This window comes from Vibrio sp. 10N.286.49.C3 (assembly GCF_041469545.1).
GTDB lineage: Bacteria > Pseudomonadota > Gammaproteobacteria > Enterobacterales > Vibrionaceae > Vibrio > Vibrio tasmaniensis_A.
Genome location: NZ_JBFRKT010000028.1, coordinates 44110 through 64492, shown reverse-complemented (window position 1 = coordinate 64492; position 20383 = coordinate 44110). Strand labels below are relative to the sequence as shown.

At 43.0% G+C, this 20383-nt stretch carries 20 protein-coding genes; 10 read left to right on the top strand and 10 right to left on the bottom strand.

From position 1 onward, the window contains the following. Positions 1-498: 498 nt before the first annotated feature. From crr to cysZ, 5 genes are all read right to left on the bottom strand, one after another. Entirely contained in the window at positions 499-1008 is a 510-nt protein-coding gene (gene crr, locus AB4180_RS13175) for a PTS glucose transporter subunit IIA (RefSeq protein WP_009847364.1), read from the bottom strand. 106 nt (positions 1009-1114) lie between these two features. Further along, entirely contained in the window at positions 1115-2839 is a 1725-nt protein-coding gene (gene ptsI / locus AB4180_RS13170) for a phosphoenolpyruvate-protein phosphotransferase PtsI (protein ID WP_009847363.1), read from the bottom strand. Between the two features lie 153 nt (positions 2840-2992). Continuing rightward, positions 2993-3250 (bottom strand): HPr family phosphocarrier protein, encoded by a 258-nt coding sequence (locus AB4180_RS13165; RefSeq protein WP_004734263.1) that lies wholly within the window; start codon positions 3248-3250, stop codon positions 2993-2995. A 303-nt stretch (positions 3251-3553) separates the two neighbouring features. Further along, a complete protein-coding gene (cysK, locus tag AB4180_RS13160; protein WP_012604562.1) occupies positions 3554-4522 on the bottom strand; it encodes a cysteine synthase A in 969 nt (322 codons plus the stop codon). 236 nt (positions 4523-4758) lie between these two features. Further along, complete coding sequence (gene cysZ / locus AB4180_RS13155) at positions 4759-5517, bottom strand: sulfate transporter CysZ (RefSeq protein ID WP_012604561.1); 759 nt, start codon at positions 5515-5517, stop codon at positions 4759-4761. A gap of 229 nt (positions 5518-5746) precedes the next feature. On the opposite strand from cysZ, the gene zipA reads away from it, so the two are divergent. From zipA to cueR, 5 genes are all read left to right on the top strand, one after another. Next, positions 5747-6883: a cell division protein ZipA gene (zipA, locus tag AB4180_RS13150; protein WP_102250405.1), complete on the top strand. Its 1137-nt coding sequence runs from the start codon at positions 5747-5749 to the stop codon at positions 6881-6883. 92 nt (positions 6884-6975) lie between these two features. Beyond that, positions 6976-8988 carry an NAD-dependent DNA ligase LigA gene (gene ligA / locus AB4180_RS13145; RefSeq protein ID WP_102250404.1) on the top strand — a complete coding sequence of 671 codons (2013 nt, stop codon included), beginning with the start codon at positions 6976-6978 and terminating at the stop codon, positions 8986-8988. A gap of 524 nt (positions 8989-9512) precedes the next feature. Further along, positions 9513-10664: a porin gene (locus AB4180_RS13140; RefSeq protein ID WP_102250403.1), complete on the top strand. Its 1152-nt coding sequence runs from the start codon at positions 9513-9515 to the stop codon at positions 10662-10664. 124 nt (positions 10665-10788) lie between these two features. Beyond that, positions 10789-11595 (top strand): DUF2057 domain-containing protein, encoded by an 807-nt coding sequence (locus AB4180_RS13135; protein ID WP_102250402.1) that lies wholly within the window; start codon positions 10789-10791, stop codon positions 11593-11595. Positions 11596-12133: 538 nt separating this feature from the next. After that, complete coding sequence (gene cueR, locus AB4180_RS13130; protein ID WP_009847356.1) at positions 12134-12529, top strand: Cu(I)-responsive transcriptional regulator; 396 nt, start codon at positions 12134-12136, stop codon at positions 12527-12529. 37 nt (positions 12530-12566) lie between these two features. Here cueR and AB4180_RS13125 read toward each other — a convergent pair whose 3' ends face one another. The 5 genes from AB4180_RS13125 to AB4180_RS13105 all read right to left on the bottom strand — a co-directional run bounded on the left by AB4180_RS13125 (position 12567) and on the right by AB4180_RS13105 (position 17201). After that, entirely contained in the window at positions 12567-13022 is a 456-nt protein-coding gene (locus AB4180_RS13125; RefSeq protein WP_102250401.1) for an NfeD family protein, read from the bottom strand. Between the two features lie 3 nt (positions 13023-13025). Next, a complete protein-coding gene (locus AB4180_RS13120) occupies positions 13026-13955 on the bottom strand; it encodes an SPFH domain-containing protein (protein ID WP_009847354.1) in 930 nt (309 codons plus the stop codon). 210 nt (positions 13956-14165) lie between these two features. Further along, positions 14166-15020, bottom strand: a complete 855-nt coding sequence (locus AB4180_RS13115) for a co-chaperone YbbN (protein WP_102250400.1) — start codon at positions 15018-15020, stop codon at positions 14166-14168. Positions 15021-15415: 395 nt separating this feature from the next. Then, positions 15416-16243: an SDR family oxidoreductase gene (locus AB4180_RS13110; RefSeq protein ID WP_102250399.1), complete on the bottom strand. Its 828-nt coding sequence runs from the start codon at positions 16241-16243 to the stop codon at positions 15416-15418. Positions 16244-16286: 43 nt separating this feature from the next. Further along, positions 16287-17201 carry a TIGR01777 family oxidoreductase gene (locus AB4180_RS13105; protein ID WP_017096851.1) on the bottom strand — a complete coding sequence of 305 codons (915 nt, stop codon included), beginning with the start codon at positions 17199-17201 and terminating at the stop codon, positions 16287-16289. Between the two features lie 300 nt (positions 17202-17501). Between AB4180_RS13105 and AB4180_RS13100 the strand changes: the two genes are divergently transcribed. The 5 genes from AB4180_RS13100 to yfcE are packed head-to-tail and all read left to right on the top strand — an operon-like array spanning position 17502 to position 20364. After that, entirely contained in the window at positions 17502-18236 is a 735-nt protein-coding gene (locus tag AB4180_RS13100; RefSeq protein WP_017096852.1) for a DUF1538 domain-containing protein, read from the top strand. Next, the gene (locus AB4180_RS13095; protein WP_017096853.1) at positions 18233-19027 is read left to right on the top strand and encodes a DUF1538 domain-containing protein; all 795 of its coding nucleotides are present in this window, start codon (positions 18233-18235) and stop codon (positions 19025-19027) included. The genes AB4180_RS13100 and AB4180_RS13095 overlap by 4 nt, the downstream gene beginning before the upstream one ends. Further along, a complete protein-coding gene (locus tag AB4180_RS13090; protein WP_009847348.1) occupies positions 19017-19367 on the top strand; it encodes a P-II family nitrogen regulator in 351 nt (116 codons plus the stop codon). The genes AB4180_RS13095 and AB4180_RS13090 overlap by 11 nt, the downstream gene beginning before the upstream one ends. Beyond that, positions 19364-19771, top strand: coding sequence for a CBS domain-containing protein (locus AB4180_RS13085; RefSeq protein WP_009847347.1), 408 nt, complete (start codon positions 19364-19366; stop codon positions 19769-19771). Before AB4180_RS13090 ends, AB4180_RS13085 begins: the two co-directional genes overlap by 4 nt. Positions 19772-19818: 47 nt before the next feature. Continuing rightward, on the top strand, positions 19819-20364 hold the full coding sequence (yfcE, locus tag AB4180_RS13080) for a phosphodiesterase (protein WP_102250398.1): 546 nt from the start codon (positions 19819-19821) through the stop codon (positions 20362-20364). Positions 20365-20383 lie beyond the last annotated feature (19 nt).

Below are 20383 nucleotides of genomic sequence, written 5' to 3'. Positions count from 1 at the left end.
GATACTTCCATCATCTATTGCATTGAAGCAGCCTTTCGTCATTCCAGAACCGAACAGAGCGAGGTATCAGGAATCTGCTTTTAGGCTTGATTCGGATTAGACATTAGGCTCTTGTTGTGGTCGAAAGATAATAAACGAGATAGCGTTAACTACCTTTCACATAGGTGAATAACCAGGAATAAGCAATGTGGTCAACATTCGTCATCTCAAAATCGAGCTGAGCGAGATATCAGAGAGCTGTTGTCTGCTTGAAGTCATACCGCGTGATCTAACATGCAGGTTCAGCGCCTAGGATGGCGTTTAACTTGGTTTAATAACAAAGTAGGGCGGTTAGTTGGCAATTAAGGATTGGTATTGCTGTGGCTTATTGAGGGGCTGTCTACAATGAGGTGAAGAGCGGCAGTCAGAACCGTCGGTTAAGGAACTCGACAAATATAGCAGGCACAAAAAACGCCACCCTTAGGTAGCGTTTTAATTAAAGCAGATAAGTAATCGGGATTACTTAGTTACTTTAAGAACTGGAGTTTCGCCAACAGTTACAGAACCAGAAAGCTTGTTCAGCTCCTTGATTTCGTCCATGTTAGAGATAACAACTGGAGTAAGCGTAGATTTTGCTTTCTCTTCTAGAAGCGCAAGGTCGAAAGTGATGATAGTGTCACCAGCTTTAACAGATTGACCTTCTTCAGCTACACGAGTGAAGCCTTCGCCTTTAAGTTCAACAGTATCGATACCGAAGTGAACGAAAAGCTCAATACCGTCGTCAGACTCGATAGAGAATGCGTGGTTTGTTTCGAAGATTTTACCGATAGTACCGTTAACTGGAGCTACCATTTTATCGCCAGCTGGTTTGATAGCAATGCCATCACCAACGATTTTTTCAGCGAAAACTACATCTGGCACGTCTTCGATGTTTACGATTTCACCAGAAAGAGGTGCGATGATTTCGATTGCACCAGCATCAGCGCTGTCATCAGATACAAGCTTTTTCAGTTTGTCAAACAGACCCATTGTGTCATGCTCCTAACGTTTAGTTTTATTCTGTAGAATATACTATACCAATCTAACAAATTAGACGACTATTTTTAGCCGTCTAACTTCATTAAGCTCTTGGTGATTACTGAGTTTTCTCAGCGATGAACTTTTCTACACAAGCTTCAATTTCTGCAGCTGTAGGTAGAGATAGTGCTTCGTCAGCCATAGCTTTAACTTCAGCGAAGTTAGAGTTACGGATTACTTTCTTAACTTTAGGGATAGAGATACCGCTCATAGAGAACTCATCTAGACCCATACCAAGAAGAAGTAGAGTTGCACGCTCATCACCTGCTAGTTCGCCACACATACCTGTCCATTTACCTTCTTTGTGAGAAGCATCGATTACTTGCTTGATAACAAGAAGAACCGCTGGAGATAGTGGGTTGTATAGGTGAGAAATCATTTCGTTACCACGGTCTACCGCAAGTGTATATTGCGTTAGGTCGTTAGTACCGATAGAGAAGAAAGATACTTCTTTCGCTAGGTGGTGTGCGATTGCAGCGGCTGCTGGAGTCTCAACCATTACGCCGATTTCGATTTCTTCATCGAAAGCTAGGCCTTCAGCGCGAAGTTCAACTTTGTACTCTTCGATTGCTTTTTTTAGTTCACGGATCTCTTCAACAGAAATGATCATTGGGAACATGATGCGTAGTTTACCGTGTGCAGATGCACGTAGGATACCACGTAGTTGGTCACGTAGAATTTCACGACGATCCAAGCTGATACGTACTGCACGCCAGCCTAGGAAAGGGTTCATCTCTTGTGGAAGGTCCATGTATGGTAGGTCTTTATCGCCACCGATATCCATAGTACGGATAATCACTGACTCGCCTTCCATTGCTTCCGCTACTTCTTTGTAAGCAACGTATTGCTCTTCTTCAGTAGGAAGTGCAGTACGGTCCATGAATAGGAATTCAGTACGGTACAGACCAACGCCTTCACCGCCGTTACGCAGAATACCGTCACAGTCTTTTACTGTACCGATGTTGCCACAAACTTCTACACGGTGACCGTCTAGAGTTTCAGCATGTAAATCTTTTAGTTTTGCTAGTTCAACTGCTTCTGCTTCAAAATCAGATTTGATTTTCTTAGCTTCTGCTAATTCAGCGTCAGAAGGGTTGATGATGATCTTGTTGTTCATCGCGTCTAGCACAAGCATGTCGCCGTTTTTAACTTGCTTAGTAATATCGTTAGTACCAACGATAGCTGGAAGCTCAAGTGAACGTGCCATGATTGAAGTATGAGATGTACGACCGCCGATGTCACAAGCAAAACCAAGAACGTAGTCTAGGTTGATTTGTGCCGTTTCAGATGGCGTTAAATCGTAAGCAACTAGGATAACTTCTTCATTGATATCTGCTAGAGATACAATGTTGATGCCTAGTGCATTTTTAACGAAGCGAGTACCGATATCACGGATATCAGTCGCACGTTCTTTTAGGTACTCATCATCAAGCGACTCAAGTGCAACAGCTTGCTCTTCGATCACTGTGTAGATCGCGTTGTCTGCGTGCATTTTGTCTTTCTTGATGAGTGCTAAAATCTCTTCTTCTAGCTCTTCATCTTCAAGCAGCATGATGTGGCCTTCAAAGATTGCTTCTTTTTCTTCGCCAAAAGTTTCAAGTGCTTTTTGCTTTACAACTTCAAGTTGTTGAGAAGATTTGTTACGAGCGTCAAAAAAACGCTGAACTTCTGCTTCAACTTGATCGTCTGAGATAGATTGAGTGTTTAGGACAATTTCATCTTCTTGAAGTAGTAGTGCTTTACCGAAAGCAATACCAGGAGATGCTAGGATGCCTGAAATCATAGCCTTACCTTAGTTGTTCAACTGTAAACGGGAGAATGTGTGACTTTAAGTCGTCGACTAATGTCGCGCTTATTGCTATCTATTTCGAATTGCTATCTATTTCGAACAAAGCCACTTTGCTGTGCAAAATGGCTTTGAAAGAAGGAGACCGTATTAGTGTAGTTGATCCATAAGAGCAACTAGGTGGTCTACAGCTTGCTGAGCTTGAGGGCCTTCAGCTGAAATAGTAACGTTAGTACCTTTTACCAGGCCTAAAGTTTGTAGTTTGAACAGGCTTTTCGCGCTAGCGCTTTTGCCGTTAGAAGTCACTGTGATGTCAGCGTCGAAAGATTTTGCTTCTTTAACAAACTGTGCAGCTGGACGAGTGTGAAGACCGTTTTCTGCTGTGATTTCTACTTGCTTCTCGTACATTTTATATACCCCAATTAATTTATTTTTTGTAAGTTTGTAACCAGATTTAGCTTAACTGCTTTAGCTCAAATGCGCTAGAGGCTAGTACGCCATGTTCGTGTTAGAACTTAGACTGGTTATAAATTTTTATCCAGCCATGGTCGTCTTTTGTTGAGTACTCATGACTTTCAGAATTTGTTTATTGCTTCTTTTATTTTGAAGCGAAAAATAAAACAGACCCGATATTACCAAAGGTGAGGCAGGGATCAACAAAAAAGCCCCTAAATGGGGCTTTTTTGGACGAAAAATTGATTTGACCACATATTATTGTTGGTTCTCTTTTTCCGTAAAGATACCAGCAAATAGGGCCGTACTAAGGTAACGCTCGCCCGAGCTTGGTAGTACAGTAACGATAGTTTTTCCTGCAAATTCAGGTAGTTCCGAAATTCTGTTTGCTGCTACTACTGCTGCACCAGATGAGATGCCCGCTAGGATACCTTCTTCTTTCATTAGGCGTTGAGCCATCTCAATTGCTTCTTCAGAAGTTACTGACTCTACACGGTCAATAATGTCTAAATCTAGGTTGCCAGGAATGAAACCTGCGCCAATACCTTGGATTTTGTGTGGTGCTGGTTTGATTTCTTCACCTGCAAGTGCCTGCGCAATCACTGGAGATTCTGCTGGTTCAACGGCTACAGAAGTGATGGCTTTGCCTTTTTCACCTTTAATGTAACGACTTGTTCCAGTGATAGTGCCACCTGTACCTACACCGGCTACAAACACGTCGATCTCACCATCTGTTGCTTCCCAAATTTCAGGGCCAGTTGTCTGCTCGTGAATTTGTGGGTTCGCTGGGTTGTTGAATTGTTGCAGTAGTAGGTATTTGTCTGGGTCTGAAGCAACAATCTCTTCAGCTTTAGCAATCGCGCCGTTCATACCTTTTGGTGCTTCAGTTAGCACTAGGTTTGCGCCAAGAGCTTTAAGCAGCTTACGACGTTCTAGGCTCATTGATTCAGGCATTGTTAGTGTTAGCTTGTAACCGCGCGCTGCAGCAACAAATGCAAGAGCAACACCTGTATTACCACTGGTAGGCTCAACAAGCTCGATACCTGGCTTAAGCGTACCTGCCTTTTCTGCTTCCCAGATCATGTTTGAACCGATACGACACTTAACGCTGAAGCTTGGGTTACGAGCTTCGATCTTAGCTAGGACGTTACCTTTGCTTACTTTGTTTAGGCGGACTAGAGGTGTGTTACCAATCGTTAGGGTGTTGTCTTCGTAGATCTTGCTCATGCGATATTCCTTCATTTAATGACAGAACTAAACGTAGTATATCTACCAATTTACCGTCTAGTGTCTTTCGATGTTTGTTTAGCTTGAATTTAGATTAAACAAGTTGAAAAAAAGGTAAAAGGATTAAAAAGTTATATCATATAGAGATGTCGCAGGATTCACGCCTATCTTTATTGAAATCAGAACTTCAAAAAGATAGGCGTTGTTAGAGCTGGCTGTAGAACTATAGGCGATAGCTATAGACGAGAGCGTAGGGCTTGGTCTTTAAACTCTGCAACCCACATTGCAGTAGCGCCGCAGACGGCAACTGGCATCACAATTAGGTTTAAAACTGGAATGGTAGTAAACACGGAAACAAGTGCGCCGAAGCTGTAGCTCTTACCTTGCTTTTGTTTCAAATTATTTCTCATGTCATCGAACTTGATTTTATGGTTGTCAAATGGGTAGTCAGCGTACTGAATAGCTAACATCCATGCAGTGAAAATGAACCATAAAAACGGTGCAACAGTTTGTCCTAGCGCTGGAATTAACAAAAGTAGGAACAAACCGATCGCTTTTGGCAGGATATAGACAAGCTTGCGCCATTCTCTTGCTAAAATACGAGGAGTGTCTTTAAGTACATCCAGTAAACCATCATCATTGACTTTTTTACCACTCAGCAGTTCTTCGACTTTTTCCGCGAGTAATCCGTTGAAAGGTGCGGCAATAAAGTTAGCGAGTGTACTGAAGAAATACGAAAACGTAGCCAAAACGGTTAACACAAGTAGCGGCCATAGGATATATGACAACCACGACAAGAAACTTGGCAATGCACCAATCCAGCCTTCAATCCAAGTGTTTAAGTTGGAGAAAATATAAAATAAAGCACCGCCCACAAGTAACACGTTAGCGATAAGAGGAAGCAGTACAAACTTACGGATACTCGGCGATAAGGCAATTTTAATTCCGAAAATAAAATAGCCAAAGCCAGAACGAGGAACAGATTCAATAGTCATATTTAAATTGGGTCACATGTGAATTTGGTTAGATAGCAAACATCTCTAGTGTACTCGACCGAAATTAAGAAAAAAAGCGTGGTGAAAATCACACCAACTAATGAACTAATTGTATTAAGTGGTTCTAAAACAGTGGCTACTTTTGATAGAGTAGTGAGATTAGCCAAATTAACCTAACTTAGTGACAGCGTGTTTATAGCTAGTTGACTAAGAAAGCTGAGAGCGAAAAATGCAGGAATTGCGATTTGTACTCATTATTGTTGGCGCATTAGCTATCGCCGCATTATTGTTCCATGGTCTATGGACGAGTAAGAAAGAAGGGAAAGCAAAGTTTGGAGATAAGCCGCTTGGTAAGCTTGATAATGACAGCTTAGATGAAGCTGAAACGATCCCAAACCGTTCATTCGCTCCTGAGGATGATTTTGAGATAATCCGAAAAGAGCGTAAAGAACCGGATTTTGCTGTCTCACCGTCTGCAACTGATCCGCTGATTGACTCAGATCCATTGTCAGCGCCACAGCAAAAAGAAGCTCACGAAGACGAAATAGAATTGAATGATCTTCCTTCTTTCAGTGTTGAAGACCCGATCGAAGTTAAAGGTGAGCTTGAACAGGTTGAGGAAGAGAAGGTTGTTGAACCTGAAGTTCCTAACTTTGAATTGACTGACGAGCAAAAACAAAATCACGCAGGCTTTAAAGAGCAGTACGGTTCGTTTGAAGAAGCCTCTGATACGGTCGCTGATCCACTACTTTCTAGCGAAGGCTTAACGCCAAGCGAACCATTTATTGGGAAAGAAGTGGTTGCAGCACAAAGTGTTACTTCGGTTGAAGAAACTAAGTTAGATAAAGATGGTAACTTAGCAGAAGAAGCTCAGTTGGGTGACGAAGTTAATTTAGTTAACGAAAGTAAGTTAGATGAAAAAGCTCATTCAGATGAAGATCTTGGCCTTGAAGTCATTGTTCTTAATGTTCACTGTGCTGGGGAGATCCCATTTGTGGGTACTGAACTTTTCCGTAGCATGGAGAACAACAGCCTAGCTTATGGTGAAATGTCGATTTATCACTGCTTTGCACAAGCGAGCGATGAGCCAAAAGTTATTTTCAGCGTAGCAAATATGATGCAGCCAGGAACACTAGAACATGACGATCCTGCTGACTTTACCACAAAAGGTATTTCGTTCTTTATGACGCTGCCTTGTTATGGTCAAGCTGATCAAAACTTCAATGTGATGCTGAGTGCTGCACAGAAAATTGCCGACGATATGGGCGGAAACGTATTGGATGAGTCACGTAACTTAATGACGCCAAACCGTTTGTCTGATTACCGTAAGCAAATCCGAGACTTTATGACGGCAGCTAACGCCTAGCCGTATTGTTTAGCCTTGTAAATAATCTATATTTATAGAAAAGGGCTCCTAAGGGAGCCCTTTTTGATATTTCAATCACGACAGAGAATGATATGAAAGAATCGATTCAAGTTACCTTAGAGCAGTTAAGAGAAACTCTGCACTATCATGCCGTTCGTTATTACGTAGAAGATAGCCCTGAGATCCCTGATGTCGAGTACGATCGATTGATGCAACAACTGCTAAAGATCGAAGAAGAGAACCCAGAACTTGTGACGGTAGATTCGCCGAGTCAGCGTGTCGGCGGTCAGCCTCTAGACGGCTTCACTCAAGTGACCCATGAGATCCCGATGCTTTCTTTAGATAATGCTTTCTCTGATGACGACTTAGATGCGTTCAATAAGCGCATGTCTGATCGAGCGCCAACTGCGAACCTAAAGACCTTCTGTTGTGAACCTAAGCTTGATGGTTTAGCGGTGAGCCTACTCTATGTAAAAGGCACCTTAGTACAGGCAGCGACGCGTGGTGATGGTGCGACTGGCGAAAATATTACCGAAAACGTGCGTACGATCAGCTCGATTCCGCTTAAGTTACAAGGTGAAGGTTGGCCGGAACGTATTGAAGTACGTGGCGAAGTGTTTATGCCAAAAGCGGGCTTCGACAAATTGAATGAGATGGCATTGAAGAAGGGCGAGAAGGTCTTTGTGAATCCACGTAATGCCGCCGCAGGTAGCTTACGTCAGCTTGATTCTCGTATTACAGCAAAACGCCCCTTGGCTTTCTACGCATACAGTGTCGGTGTTGTACAAGGCGCTGAGCTTTCAAATAGCCACTATCAACGATTCCTGCAGCTGAAAGCTTGGGGCTTGCCTATGTGCCCAGAGACAAAGCAGCTAAGTTCTCTTGAAGATGTAAAAGCCTATTACCAAGATATCATGACTCGTCGTGACACCTTGGCTTATGAAATTGATGGGGTGGTGATTAAGGTTGATGACATTGCCGCACAAGAAACTCTAGGTTTTGTTGCACGCGCACCTCGCTGGGCGATTGCTTATAAGTTCCCAGCTCAAGAAGAAATTACTCTGCTCAATGATGTTGAGTTTCAGGTCGGTCGTACAGGCGCTATTACGCCGGTTGCTAAGCTTGAACCTATTTTTGTTGGCGGCGTGACGGTGAGTAATGCAACGCTGCACAATGCTGATGAGATCGCTCGTTTAGGTGTGAAGGTCGGAGATAGCGTGATTATCCGCCGTGCTGGTGACGTCATTCCACAAATTGTAGCTGTTGTACAAGATCGTCGTCCTGAGACGGCTAAAGACATTGTGTTCCCGGACGCCTGCCCTGTATGTAATTCTGCAGTGGAGCGCGTAGAGGGCGAAGCTGTAGCGCGTTGTACTGGCGGTTTAGTGTGTCAGGCGCAGCGTAAAGAGGCACTTAAGCACTTTGTGTCTAGAAAGGCGCTGGATGTCGATGGCCTTGGCGTAAAGGTGATAGAACAGCTTGTGGATCGCGAAATGGTCGAAACGCCAGCGGACCTGTTTAAGTTGAGCGCGGGCGTGATTACGGTTCTTGATCGTATGGGACCTAAATCGGCACAGAATGTAGTGAGTGCGCTTAACAAAGCGAAAGACACGACATTGGCACGCTTCCTTTATTCTTTAGGAATTCGAGAAGTCGGTGAAGCGACGGCTATGAACTTAGCTCAGCACTTTAAAACGCTAGAGTTGGTTCAAGCTGCAACTCATGAGCAGTTGGTTGAAGTGTCAGATATTGGTGACATCGTAGCAAGTCACCTCACGAGCTTCTTCTCACAAGAGAAAAACAGAGCAGTAGTCGACCAACTTATCGAGCTTGGAGTTAACTGGCCTGCAATTGAAGCTGTTGCGGATGATCAAGAGCTACCGTTAGAAGGCAAAGTAGTTGTGTTGACTGGCTCACTTTCTAAATTAGGTCGCAGCGAAGCGAAAGCTGCTTTGCAAGCTTTAGGTGCAAAAGTAACCGGTAGCGTGTCTAAGAAAACGGATATCTTATTTGCTGGTGAAGCCGCTGGTTCTAAACTGACTAAAGCACAAGATTTAGGTATCGAAATAAGAACAGAAGAAGATCTAATAGCCCTTATTTCGTAAGTAAATACAGATAAAAAAAGCTCAAAGGCACTCCTTTCAAGGGAGTGCCTTTTTCGTTTCTGATATAAAAGTAATCACTTTTTAATTGTTGAGAAATTTGTTCCTATACGAACTATGAAATCAGGACAGTGATGACGCTCAATATTAATGAAATGTTGTTATAGTTGTTTACTAAATGCGAGTGATATCAATTTTTAAGAGGCTGCTTTGTTAGTAAGTTTTTGTTTTTTAATATTTTTACTCTTTGGCCCCTCGATTTTTTTAATTAGTAGATCTGGATCACTAAGTACATGATAAATTTGCACCAACTCATATTTTTTTAGATGAAAATTAAGTTCTCATTGATCTTTTTTGGGGTGAAGTTAGTCTTATTGGCATGGATGCACATTGTGTATAACCAGAAAGGAAATCGAGAATTCGGTGTTTCAGGATTCTCAAACAAGAAAAGGTATTTCTCTCTACGGCGGCCAACTTTAGGCGGGAAATATTCAAACAGCTATATCCATTTTTAGGAGTTTTATTCCATGGAAAACAAAATTTTCAAACGTACTTTACTTGGTGCTGCAGTTGCGATGATTTCAAGTGGTGCATTCGCATCTGAATCTTCTCAAGTTGGTGTTATCTCAGATTTTAACGTTCAGGCTTACGGTGTAGCAGCAATCTCTGTTGTTAACTACGATTCAGAAAAAACTAAAAACGGCGTAAAAACTGATACAGGTACGGGATACGATTACGAGAATGAATCTCGTATTGGTTTCCGTGCAAGTAAAGACATGTTCGATAACGTGAACGTATTCATGCAAATTGAATCTGGCTACGTTGGTGAAAACGGTGACGGTGCAACACTAGGTAACCGTGATACGTTCCTAGGCCTGCAAGGTGACTGGGGTAAAGTACGTTTTGGTCGTATGCTAACGCCAATGTATGAAGTAATTGACTGGCCTTATGCTAACCCAGGTTTGGGCGCAGTATGGGACTGGGGCGGTGATGTTAAATATAACCGTGACCGTCATGGTGATATGGCTCGATACGACTCTGCTGACTTGAATGGTTTTACATTCAACCTAGCAACAGGTCGTGGTGACTCTAGTGTTAAAGATAACTACTTCTACGGCGCGGCGGCTCACTACCGTTTAGCTGATACGGTTACTTTCCACGCTGCAGTTGAATCTGAATCAGATCGTGAAACAAAAGCCGCAGGCGCTTCAGCTTGGGGTATTTGTGAGACAGCTGCTGGCTGTAAAGACAAAGGCGGTAATACTGTAGCCGTTGGTAGTAACTTCCAGTCTGCTGCAACTGCTCAAGAGCTTGCTGATACATTCGGTTACTTGATTGGTTTTGAGGCATCACTTCCTGCAGGTTTCGGTATTTCTGCAGCCTACAAAGCGGGTGAGTCAGATGTTCAAGGCGGTGCTAAGTCTGAACAGGCTTCATACTCTGTAATTGGTCAATACTGGAACGGCCCTTGGGGCTTCAAGCTAGGTTACGCGGCTAACCTAGAGTCTGAAACTGACGGTGTTAAAAACGCTGATGAAGATAGCGTAATCTCAGGTCAGCTAATGTACGTTCATAACGGTTTTGTTCCTTACATCCGTCTAGCTCAACGCGATATCAAATCTGATGGCGCACAAACAGATACGTTCGTTACACGTATTGGTTTAGAGTACGGCTTCTAATCGAACCCATGCTTTAAGTAAAGAGATGCGCTGACTTGTTAGTCGGCGCATATTCATTTCTGGCCCAGCCTAAGAAAGAAAAGGCATCGAATAATATTATGGGGAAACCCTCGAGGTTGTTAATATGAAAAAAATAGTTTTAGCATCGATTCCTTTATTCTTAATTGGATGTACAACATTAGATTCTAATAGTGATTTTACAGATTCCGTTAAAAGAATAGAGAGTAAGCAAAATTACCAAATCGTCGTTGGTGAGTCGTTGTCTCCTGATGTGCTTGAAGTTAGACAAGGTCAGCTAGTTAACTCGTCTTTAGAGCTAAATTACGTTACCCCAAACAGTACTGTAACGGTACCTGATTCATACATAACGATGGAGCTTCAGTACTTTAAAAATTACAACGAGTATCGCTCTGTCTTAGTTCAAGGTTCTGAAGGTAAAGTGCCATTAAAACCTTATGCGGCTTCAGCTGAAACATGCAGCGATATATGTACTCAAACACAGTATGTGAAATTTCCTGTATCTAATGAAATCTTCAACGAAGCACCTTTTAAAGATCTAATTTTTGATGTCCAGGTTTCAAATGCGAATAGCATTTCGTTTTCTATTCCTGCTGGCTACATCGAAGCAATCGTAAATACGGGTGATAAAAACGCAACAGCTAAACCAGTGATGGTAGCAGCACCTGTGGTTGCAGTTCCCGCGCTTCAGCAAGAGCCGGTAAGCCAAGCTCAAGAGATGTCAAAATATTGGTTTGAACAAATTCCAACAGAACAAAGAGACTCTGTTATTAACTGGTCTGTAGCAAATCGAAATGGTGTTGTTGATTCTTTAGGTGATAATGTCAAAGAGATTGAAATGTTCGAATATTGGTTTAACAAAGCTTCCAAAGAAGAACGTAAAACGATAATCAAACAATTAATCGAGTTTTAAAGGAAAGGAGCCTAGGCTCCTTTTTTGTTAGTGTAGAACCTTACCATTACTATGCTTGCATATAACGATAGGCATATATTCTACAACACTACTTCCTAAGTCACATTTTATGATCGGTCCAGATGCAGTGCTTCCTACATTTTGGGCGGATACAGAGAAGCTTAAAACTAAGCTAAAAATTAACGCTAGATAACATTTCATAATGACACCTCACTAAAAATCTCTTCAAACAAGAGATATTCATTAGTATGTGAGGTATTTCTCAAAAATCAAAAAAATCAAAAAATTTCCTATGAAAAATAACGAATGCCTATTTTGCTATTTCAAACAGTAACTTGTTGATAGTTGGTGTTTGGGTTTGTTGGAAAATCTAAGCTACTCTCATCATTTGATGTAAAATAGCCATAAACAGCAGACTTTATTTTCGAACATTATATTGCTTCAATTTTTTTGTTTCGGTAGTTAGCATTCCTAGATGTTTGAATAATAGTCTTAGGTTTCTAAATAGTTTTTATGCGATATTTACTTGAGTAATATTATGAACATAAGCGAAGTTGCAAGCCTCACGCAGTTATCACCTAAGTCTATTCGTTTGTATGAAGACAAAGGGGTGATATCTGCACCGTTACGTTCTGAAAATGGTTATCGGTCTTATGGTGAGAAGCAGATCAAGGAACTCGGAATCGTAGCGAAAGCGAGAAGCGCTGGTTTTTCGCTTGATGAGTGTCGTGCGCTTGTTGAATTAGCCGACAACCCATGTCGCGAAAGTGCCGATGTTAAAGCAAAAGCGTTAAGTAAATTGGAAGAAGTGAATAAAAAAATTGAAGACTTACTGATCATTCAGAAGACATTGAAAGAGTGGGTTGAACAATGCCCTGGTGACTCAAATAGCCATTGCCCAATTATCGATTCACTTGTAGAGAAAAAGCCATAAGTTGGTTACTTATGGCTTTGACGGAGGGTTTTCTTGATTATTGTTTAGTAGGGCTTACCGTGAGAACAATGCCATCGACAGCAGTAATCACGACTTCCTCTCCCGCATCAATATCATGTGTACTCATCGCAGACCATGAGCTATCCCCTAGCTTTATCCTGCAGTTACCTTTTTGTACCGGCTCTAACAGGCGAGTCTTTCTTCCAATCAGTTGTTTCTCTCGCTGATTAAGGTCTCGAGTAGAGTCAGATTGCTTGTCACTAGATAGCTGTCTTCTCCACCACAGCCAAGTGGTGATAAGCGAGAAGCTCGCAAAGGATAGCCATTGCATCTGCCAACCGATTGGTAGTGCGCCTAATAAGGCGCCGACCAGCATGGCAGATATGCCTATCCATAAAAAGTAACCAGCGGTTCCAATTAGCTCAAGCGCTAACAATGCTAGGCCAAACGCTAACCAATGCCAGTAGTTTACTTGTTCGAGCAATTCGACCATAAGTTAGTCCTTACTACCCTTGTCATTCTTATGTGCAAACATCTCTGCAATACCCGCAACAGAACCCATTAGTCCAGTCGCTTCGAGCGGTAGCATGATGATCTTACCGTTTTCTGCTTGGCCAATAGACTTCAGTGCGTCGGTGTAACCTTGTGCAATAAAGTAATTGACTGCTTGCATGTCACCTTGAGCAATCGCTGTTGATACCATTTCTGTCGCTTTAGCCTCAGCTTCGGCAGCCCGTTCACGAGCTTCAGCTTGAAGTATCGCGGCTTGCTTTTGGCCTTCTGCTTTTAAGATTTCTGATTGCTTGTGACCTTCTGCTTTCAATATCTCAGCTTGTCGTACACCCTCTGCCTCTAGGATATCTGCACGTTTGTTACGCTCGGCTTTCATCTGAGCATTCATCGCAGCGGTAAGGTCTGCTGGTGGCTGTACGTCTTTGATTTCGATACGTGTAACTTTGACACCCCAAGGGTTTGTCGCTTCATCAACGATATTCAATAATTTGGTGTTAATCATGTCTCGCTGGCTGAGCATTTCATCCAGTTCCATCGAGCCCAGTACAGTACGGATATTGGTGAGAGTTAAATTACGAATCGCGTGCTCAAGATCATTCACCTCATAAGCCGCTTTAGGCGCGTCGATCACTTGAACGAAACACACCGCATCAATAACCACATTTGCATTATCTTTGGAGATGACTTCTTGTGCCGGGATGTCGAGAACACGTTCCATCATACTGATGCGTTGTCCGATTTTATCGATAAATGGAATGATCAGGTTCAGACCTGGTTGGAGGGTTTGTGTATAACGGCCGAAGCGTTCTACGGTCCAGTTATTGCCTTGCGGAACCGTTTTTACTCCGGCGAAAATAAACAATATTGCGACGGCAGTAAAGACGCCGATAGTAATCAATGTATCAATAGCCATACAAAATCCTTTGCAAGTTTAAGTTTTTGATAGTTCAGTATTGATACTGGCTCATATTTAAATTCTGAGCAAATTTATAAATGAGAAATGGGCCATAAAATATTGATTTTATGGCCCATTTTACATTCTATTATTCGATAAACTAATTGATTGAATTGTCAATTTTCGATGAGATATACGATGCTTATCTTTAGTGCTTTTAGGGTTTAGTTAGTAGAGCAGAGAGTACAGCTGTCGGCGGTACTTACTGGCAACTGGGTTACCTTGTCCAAGCGCACTTAAGATATCCATGAATTCTTTTTTCATATCACCATTGCAAGCATTTAGATCTTTTGCAAGGAAAGACCACAACAGTTCCATCGCTTCTTCGTTGCGATTCACTTGGTGATATTGCAATGCTAATTCAGATGCTGTCTTAGCGTCATTTGGGTCTTGCTGAAGAGCGGTTTCTAATGCTTGTATTTCAGGGCTGTCTGCCGCTTGCTTGTGAAGCTCAAGCTTTGCGACTAAGCCTTTATAGTAATTATCTTGGTACTCTAGAGGAATGGTGGCTAGCTGAGTTTCAGCTAGATCAAACTGTTGCGTTTCTAGTAAACATTCTGCGATTGCCAGTTTTACCTCGCCTTTGCTCGTCAGCTCTATTGGCAATTGTTGCATTGCTGCGAGCGCTTGTGCGTGCTCGCCTGCTTGCATTTGCTCGAGAGCCTGACGCAGTGCGAGCTCGTCTTGGCTAGGAAGATGTTTTCCTAACATTTCAACAATCGCTTCTATGCTTTGTGGGCCACCCAAACCATCAACAGGCTGACCGTTAACAAACAGTGCAATAGTAGGGAGTGCTTGTACGCCAAATTGGCTAGCAATTGCCTGCTCTTGTTCACAATTCAACAGAGCTAAAGTAAAAGCGCCGTTGTATTGCTGAGTTAATGTTTGCAGTTCAGGGATCACCTGAGCACTTTCTTGGCTCATTGGTGCCCAAAAGTGGATGAGTACAGGCGTCTGCATTGAGGTTTCTAATACTTGACGAAAGTTCTGCTCATTAAGTTCAACAATATGCGGAGATTGCATTTACGTTCCTTGAGGTGTGTTTTGTGGGTACGTTGCAAATATGGGGGGAGATGCTGGTAACTTCAAGATCTAACTTGGTTATCTCAAATAAAAAGAGCCAAAATAGAAAAACGCTATGCTTCTATGTTGATAGAGTGGTGATCTCAACAGGGAAGGCATAGCGTTATCATTGAGGTGGTCAGTGAGGCATAGCGTAAGATACTCAAAACAGAATAAACAACGTAATCGCCAGACTCACACCGACCCAATTAAGGCGGTTTAAAGTCATGAAATATCCAGATTAGGTTCATCAATTGGGAATAATTGATGAGATAGGACAATCATGACATCTTATTGTTACGGAAAAATTACATCGTTACATTAAAGTTTGCGACTGTTGATGCAAAGTTAGTAATTTATGCTGCTTTTCTCAAAATAGGGTCTAGCAAGCGACTCGGTAGAATTCTTTTCAATACCGCGAACACTTTAGTTGGGGTCGTCACTCGGTATCTGAGTTTGGGCTTATCGGCGGTGAGTGCGTGATAAACCGGTTCAATACAACTTTCAGGCGGGAGAACAAAAGCGTTGTTCGATGATTCTTTTTCGAGTCGGTCTTTTTGTTGTTGATAAGCTTTTTGATGAGCGCTGCCAGCAATGGTGATCCATTTATTGAAAGCTTTCAGGGCATTATTTCTAAATTGGGTTTCTATTGGACCTGGCTGCAATAACGAGATATTAATACCACTGCCATGCAGTTCTAAACGTAACGTATCTGTCCAGCCTTCTAGCGCGAACTTTGAAGCGTTGTAAGCACCACGATATTTCATGGCTGCAAAGCCTAATACGGAACTGTTTTGTACGATTCGACCTTCGCCGCGTTCGCGCATGTGCGGAAGTATCTGACAAACAAGATGATGCCAGCCAAAGAAGTTGGTTTCGAATTGCTCTCTGAGACCTTGGGTTGGTAAGTCTTCTAGCGCGCCAGCTTGACCATAAGCGCCGTTATTGAATAAACCATATAATCCGTTAGGCGCTAGCTCAATAGCAAGTTGTGCAGCTTGTTCAATGCTTTCTTGGTTAGAAAGGTCGAGCTGTATGCAGGTCAGTCCCTCATCTTGCAGACGCTGTACATCTTGCGGATGACGACACGATGCAATGACGTGGAAACCACGCTTTTGTAGTGCATGCGCACATGTATAGCCAATACCCGTTGAGCAACCGGTGATCAGAATCGACTTGTTCACGCTTAATCCTTCATTAGAGTCTTTATCGCTCAAGGGTAAAGAATTAATCTTGATGTTGTAACAAGTTTTTTAAGGCTGGTTCTATTCTTGAGTAACTAAAGATAAATCCTATTTCAGTGAGTTTCTTTGGTTTGGAACGAATGCTGTCAAAGAGCAGACAAGAAGATTCACCCATCAGAAGCGACATTGCCCATTTCGGAGTGAATAAGAAATGAGGTCGGCGTAGTTGCTTGGCGAGTGTACTGCTGAACAGTTTGTTGGTGACAGGGTGCGGGGCACACATATTAAATTCCCCTTGAGCGTGAGGAGTTGACAATAAGTGGTTGATGGCTCTCACCATATCAAGCATGTGAATCCAAGGCATGTACTGTTCGCCTGAACCAAGTGGTCCGCCTACTCCGAGTTTGTAGGGCATTAGCATCTTCTTCAACGCACCGCCATTTTTACCTAACACAATCCCCGTTCTTAGTAGTATCACACGCGTCTCATCGGATTGGGCTCTCTTGGCTATATCTTCCCAGTGCGCGCAGACTTTGTGAGGAAAACTTTCGTCTTCTACTTGTAGTGATTCATCAAATGGGTGTTGTTGTTGATCGCCATAGTAACCGACGGCTGAGCCGCTAATAAAAGCGTGTGGTGGGTTGCTACTGGCATGAATTAATTCGACCAGCTTTTCAGTGATGTGCCAGCGGCTGTTACAGATCCTCTCTTTTTGCTCTGTACTCCAACGCTTATCGGCAATCGGTTCACCCGCGAGGTTGACCACCACATCAAAGTCATTGAGATCACTGAGCTCATCAAGAGATTGAATGTAATGAAGGTTATTCTGGTTCAGGTGATTTAGGTTTTGCTTCGCTTTTTCGGGGCTCCGTGTCAACAATGTCACATCGTCAGTATTCCAACTTTTGACCAATTCAGAACCAATAAATCCCGTACCACCAGTTAACAATATCTTCATACCAATCTCCCTATTAAACATAATTATAGACATGGCTTGTTTTTGAACGCCAATCAATACGAAAAAATCACTATAACGATCATAAGGTTTCAATCGTGTGATACCCAAATTACGCCGTATCAATTTACGAAAGAATGAAATTAAATTCATCAGGTTAGGATGTATACCGCTATCACACTTATGCACTTTACTCCGATATGTTACCAACTGCGTAATATTTGTCACATAAGGAATGATAAGGATTTGCCATGATTATTAGTAATTAATAACCAGACACAATTTCAATGACTAGGAGTTGCGATGACGGCAGTGCTTGCTTTGTTTCGAGCCATGTTAGGTAGCCTAAGGGATCTCTTGCCGATCGTGGCTGTGATTGCTTTCTTCCAGCTTGTTGTTTTGCAAGAACCACTCCCTCATCTGTTGTCTATTCTAACTGGCTTAGTGCTGGTGGTTTTTGGACTGACTTTTTTTATCTTTGGCCTTGAAATGGGTCTGTTCCCAATCGGCGAGTCGATGGCTCAAGCTTTTGCTCGTAAGGGGAGCGTGTTTTGGTTATTGACCTTCGCTTTCTGTTTAGGGTTTGGTACCACCATTGCGGAACCCGCATTAACCGCAGTGGCCGCCGAAGCAGCAGAAGTGGCCGCTGAAGGTGGTGTTATTCCTAACTCTCTAGACGAAATGGAACAGTACGCCGATGGCTTGCGTTTCACCGTAGCATTGTCGGTGGGGATCGCCATCTTACTTGGGGTGCTGCGAATCTTAAAAGGTTGGCCAATTCAGTACATGATCATCGGAGGTTATATTGGAGTGGTGGTGCTCACTGCATTTGCCCCTGAAAACATCATTGGGATTGCGTACGACTCTGGCGGAGTGACTACATCGACCATTACCGTTCCGTTAGTGACCGCATTGGGAGTGGGTTTAGCCTCTGCGATTAAAGGGAGAAATCCGATGATTGATGGCTTTGGATTGATCGCCTTTGCTTCACTGCTGCCGATGATGTTTGTCATGGTCTACGGGATGGTGGTGACATGATCAGTGCTCAGCAATTTATCGACACCTTTCTTGGTACTGTCATGGATGTGATTCCGATTGCGGTGATCATCTTCGGTTTCCAATTAGCGGTGCTGCGCAAGCCAGTTAATAACTTAGGCAAAGTGCTGATAGGTTTCTTTTACGTCATTCTTGGGTTGTCGCTCTTTTTGATGGGGTTAGAGCTCGCGCTGTTTCCTTTAGGGGAGACTATGGCAATGCAACTCACCGAACCAAGTTTTTTGACTGAGTTCAAGGTCAGTTCAGGCCTTGCCTTAGTTTGGTTTGATTATTACTGGGTTTACCTTTTCGCGTTTTGTATTGGTTTCAGTACCACGATAGCCGAGCCTTCTTTGATCGCCGTTGCTATTAAGGCAAACCAAGTTTCCGGTGGCAGTATCAGTGTTAACGGGCTGAGGATCTCCGTGGCGTTAGGCGTAGCGATTGGCATATCGCTAGGTAGTTATCGCATCGTGGCTGGCGACCCTATCCATTACTACATCATTGTTGGTTATGTCATTGTGGTGATTCAGACCTTTTATGCTCCCAAATTGATTATTCCATTGGCTTACGATTCTGGTGGGGTTACGACATCAACGGTGACGGTTCCTTTAGTGACGGCACTTGGGTTGGGACTCGCGTCAACGGTGCCAGGAAGAAATCCGCTAATTGATGGCTTTGGGTTGATTGCTTTCGCGAGCTTATTTCCAATTATATCCGTGATGGGGTATGCACAAATAACGCAATGGCTAAACCGATCACAATCCTCTAAGGAGAGCAAAGATGCGCTTTAAACTTATCTTAGCGTTTGTAGAAGAGAGCAAGACCGATATCGTGCTCGACGCCGCGCGTGATGCGGGTGCAACAGGGGCAACCGTGATTAACAATGCCAGAGGGCAGGGGCTAAACCAAAAGCGCACCTTCTTTGGGTTAACGTTAGAGGTGCAAAAAGATGTGCTGCTGTTTGTCGTCGAGGAGCACCTAGCTAGGCATATTCTAGAAACTATCGGTGAAGTCGGGGAGTTTGACCAAGAGTCAGGGCAAGGGATAGCAGTGCAGATCGATGTCGAAGATGCAGTCGGGGTCGCGCACCAAGTTGAAACATTAACTAAGGTTGTGGAGGACGAGTTATGAGTGGCAGTGAAAAAATCCGAGTAAGCGATGTAATGGCTAATACGTATGTGATTATCGATGGACTAACCACTGTGTTGGAAGCGATAGAGATGGCTAAGAAGCACAAAGTGAAAGCTATCATTGTCGATAAGCGCCACGAAGATGACGAATACGGCATCGTATTGATGAATGATATTGCCAAGAAAGTACTGGCTAAGAACCGTTCTCCGAAGCGAACCAATGTTTATGAGATCATGACCAAGCCAGCGCTAAGCGTGTCTGCCGATATGAATGTGAAGTACTGTGCACGCTTGTTTGAGCGTTTTGGTATCAGTCGTGCCCCTGTGGTCAGTGACCATAAAATAGTCGGTATGGTTAGTTACAATAATATCGTGATCAACGGTATGGCGAGAGATGACGTGTAGCTGTTAGATACGTACAATAGGCTCATAAATTTTATGGAGAAGTACGTGTGAAATTATTTTTTGCTTCAGACCTACACGGTTCGCTGCCAGCAACAGAAAAGGTATTAGAACTCTACCAAGCGTCTGGTGCGCAATATTTAGTGCTATTGGGTGACATTCTGAATCATGGTCCAAGAAACCCGATCCCTGAAGGGTATAACCCGCCAGCGGTTGCAGAGAAGTTGAATGCGTTTTCTCAAGAGATCATTGCCGTTCGTGGTAACTGTGATAGCGAAGTGGATCAGATGTTGTTGTCTTTTCCAATGATGATGGATTACTCGTGGGTGCTATTAGAATCAGGCCAACGTATCTTCCTAACCCATGGCCATTTGTACAACACCAATAAACGCCCTGCGCTGAAGGCGGGCGATATTATTGCCCATGGTCATACTCATATTCCTGTTGCTGAATACCAAGATGAGATCTTTATCTTTAATCCTAGCTCGGTGACATTCCCACGAGATGGTCACGCGGCTAGCTACGGTGTATATGAAAATAAAACGTTCAAAGTTATTAGCCTTGAGGGTGACGTAATTGTGAGTGGCGAGCTTTAAATAAACTCAATCGGCGGCG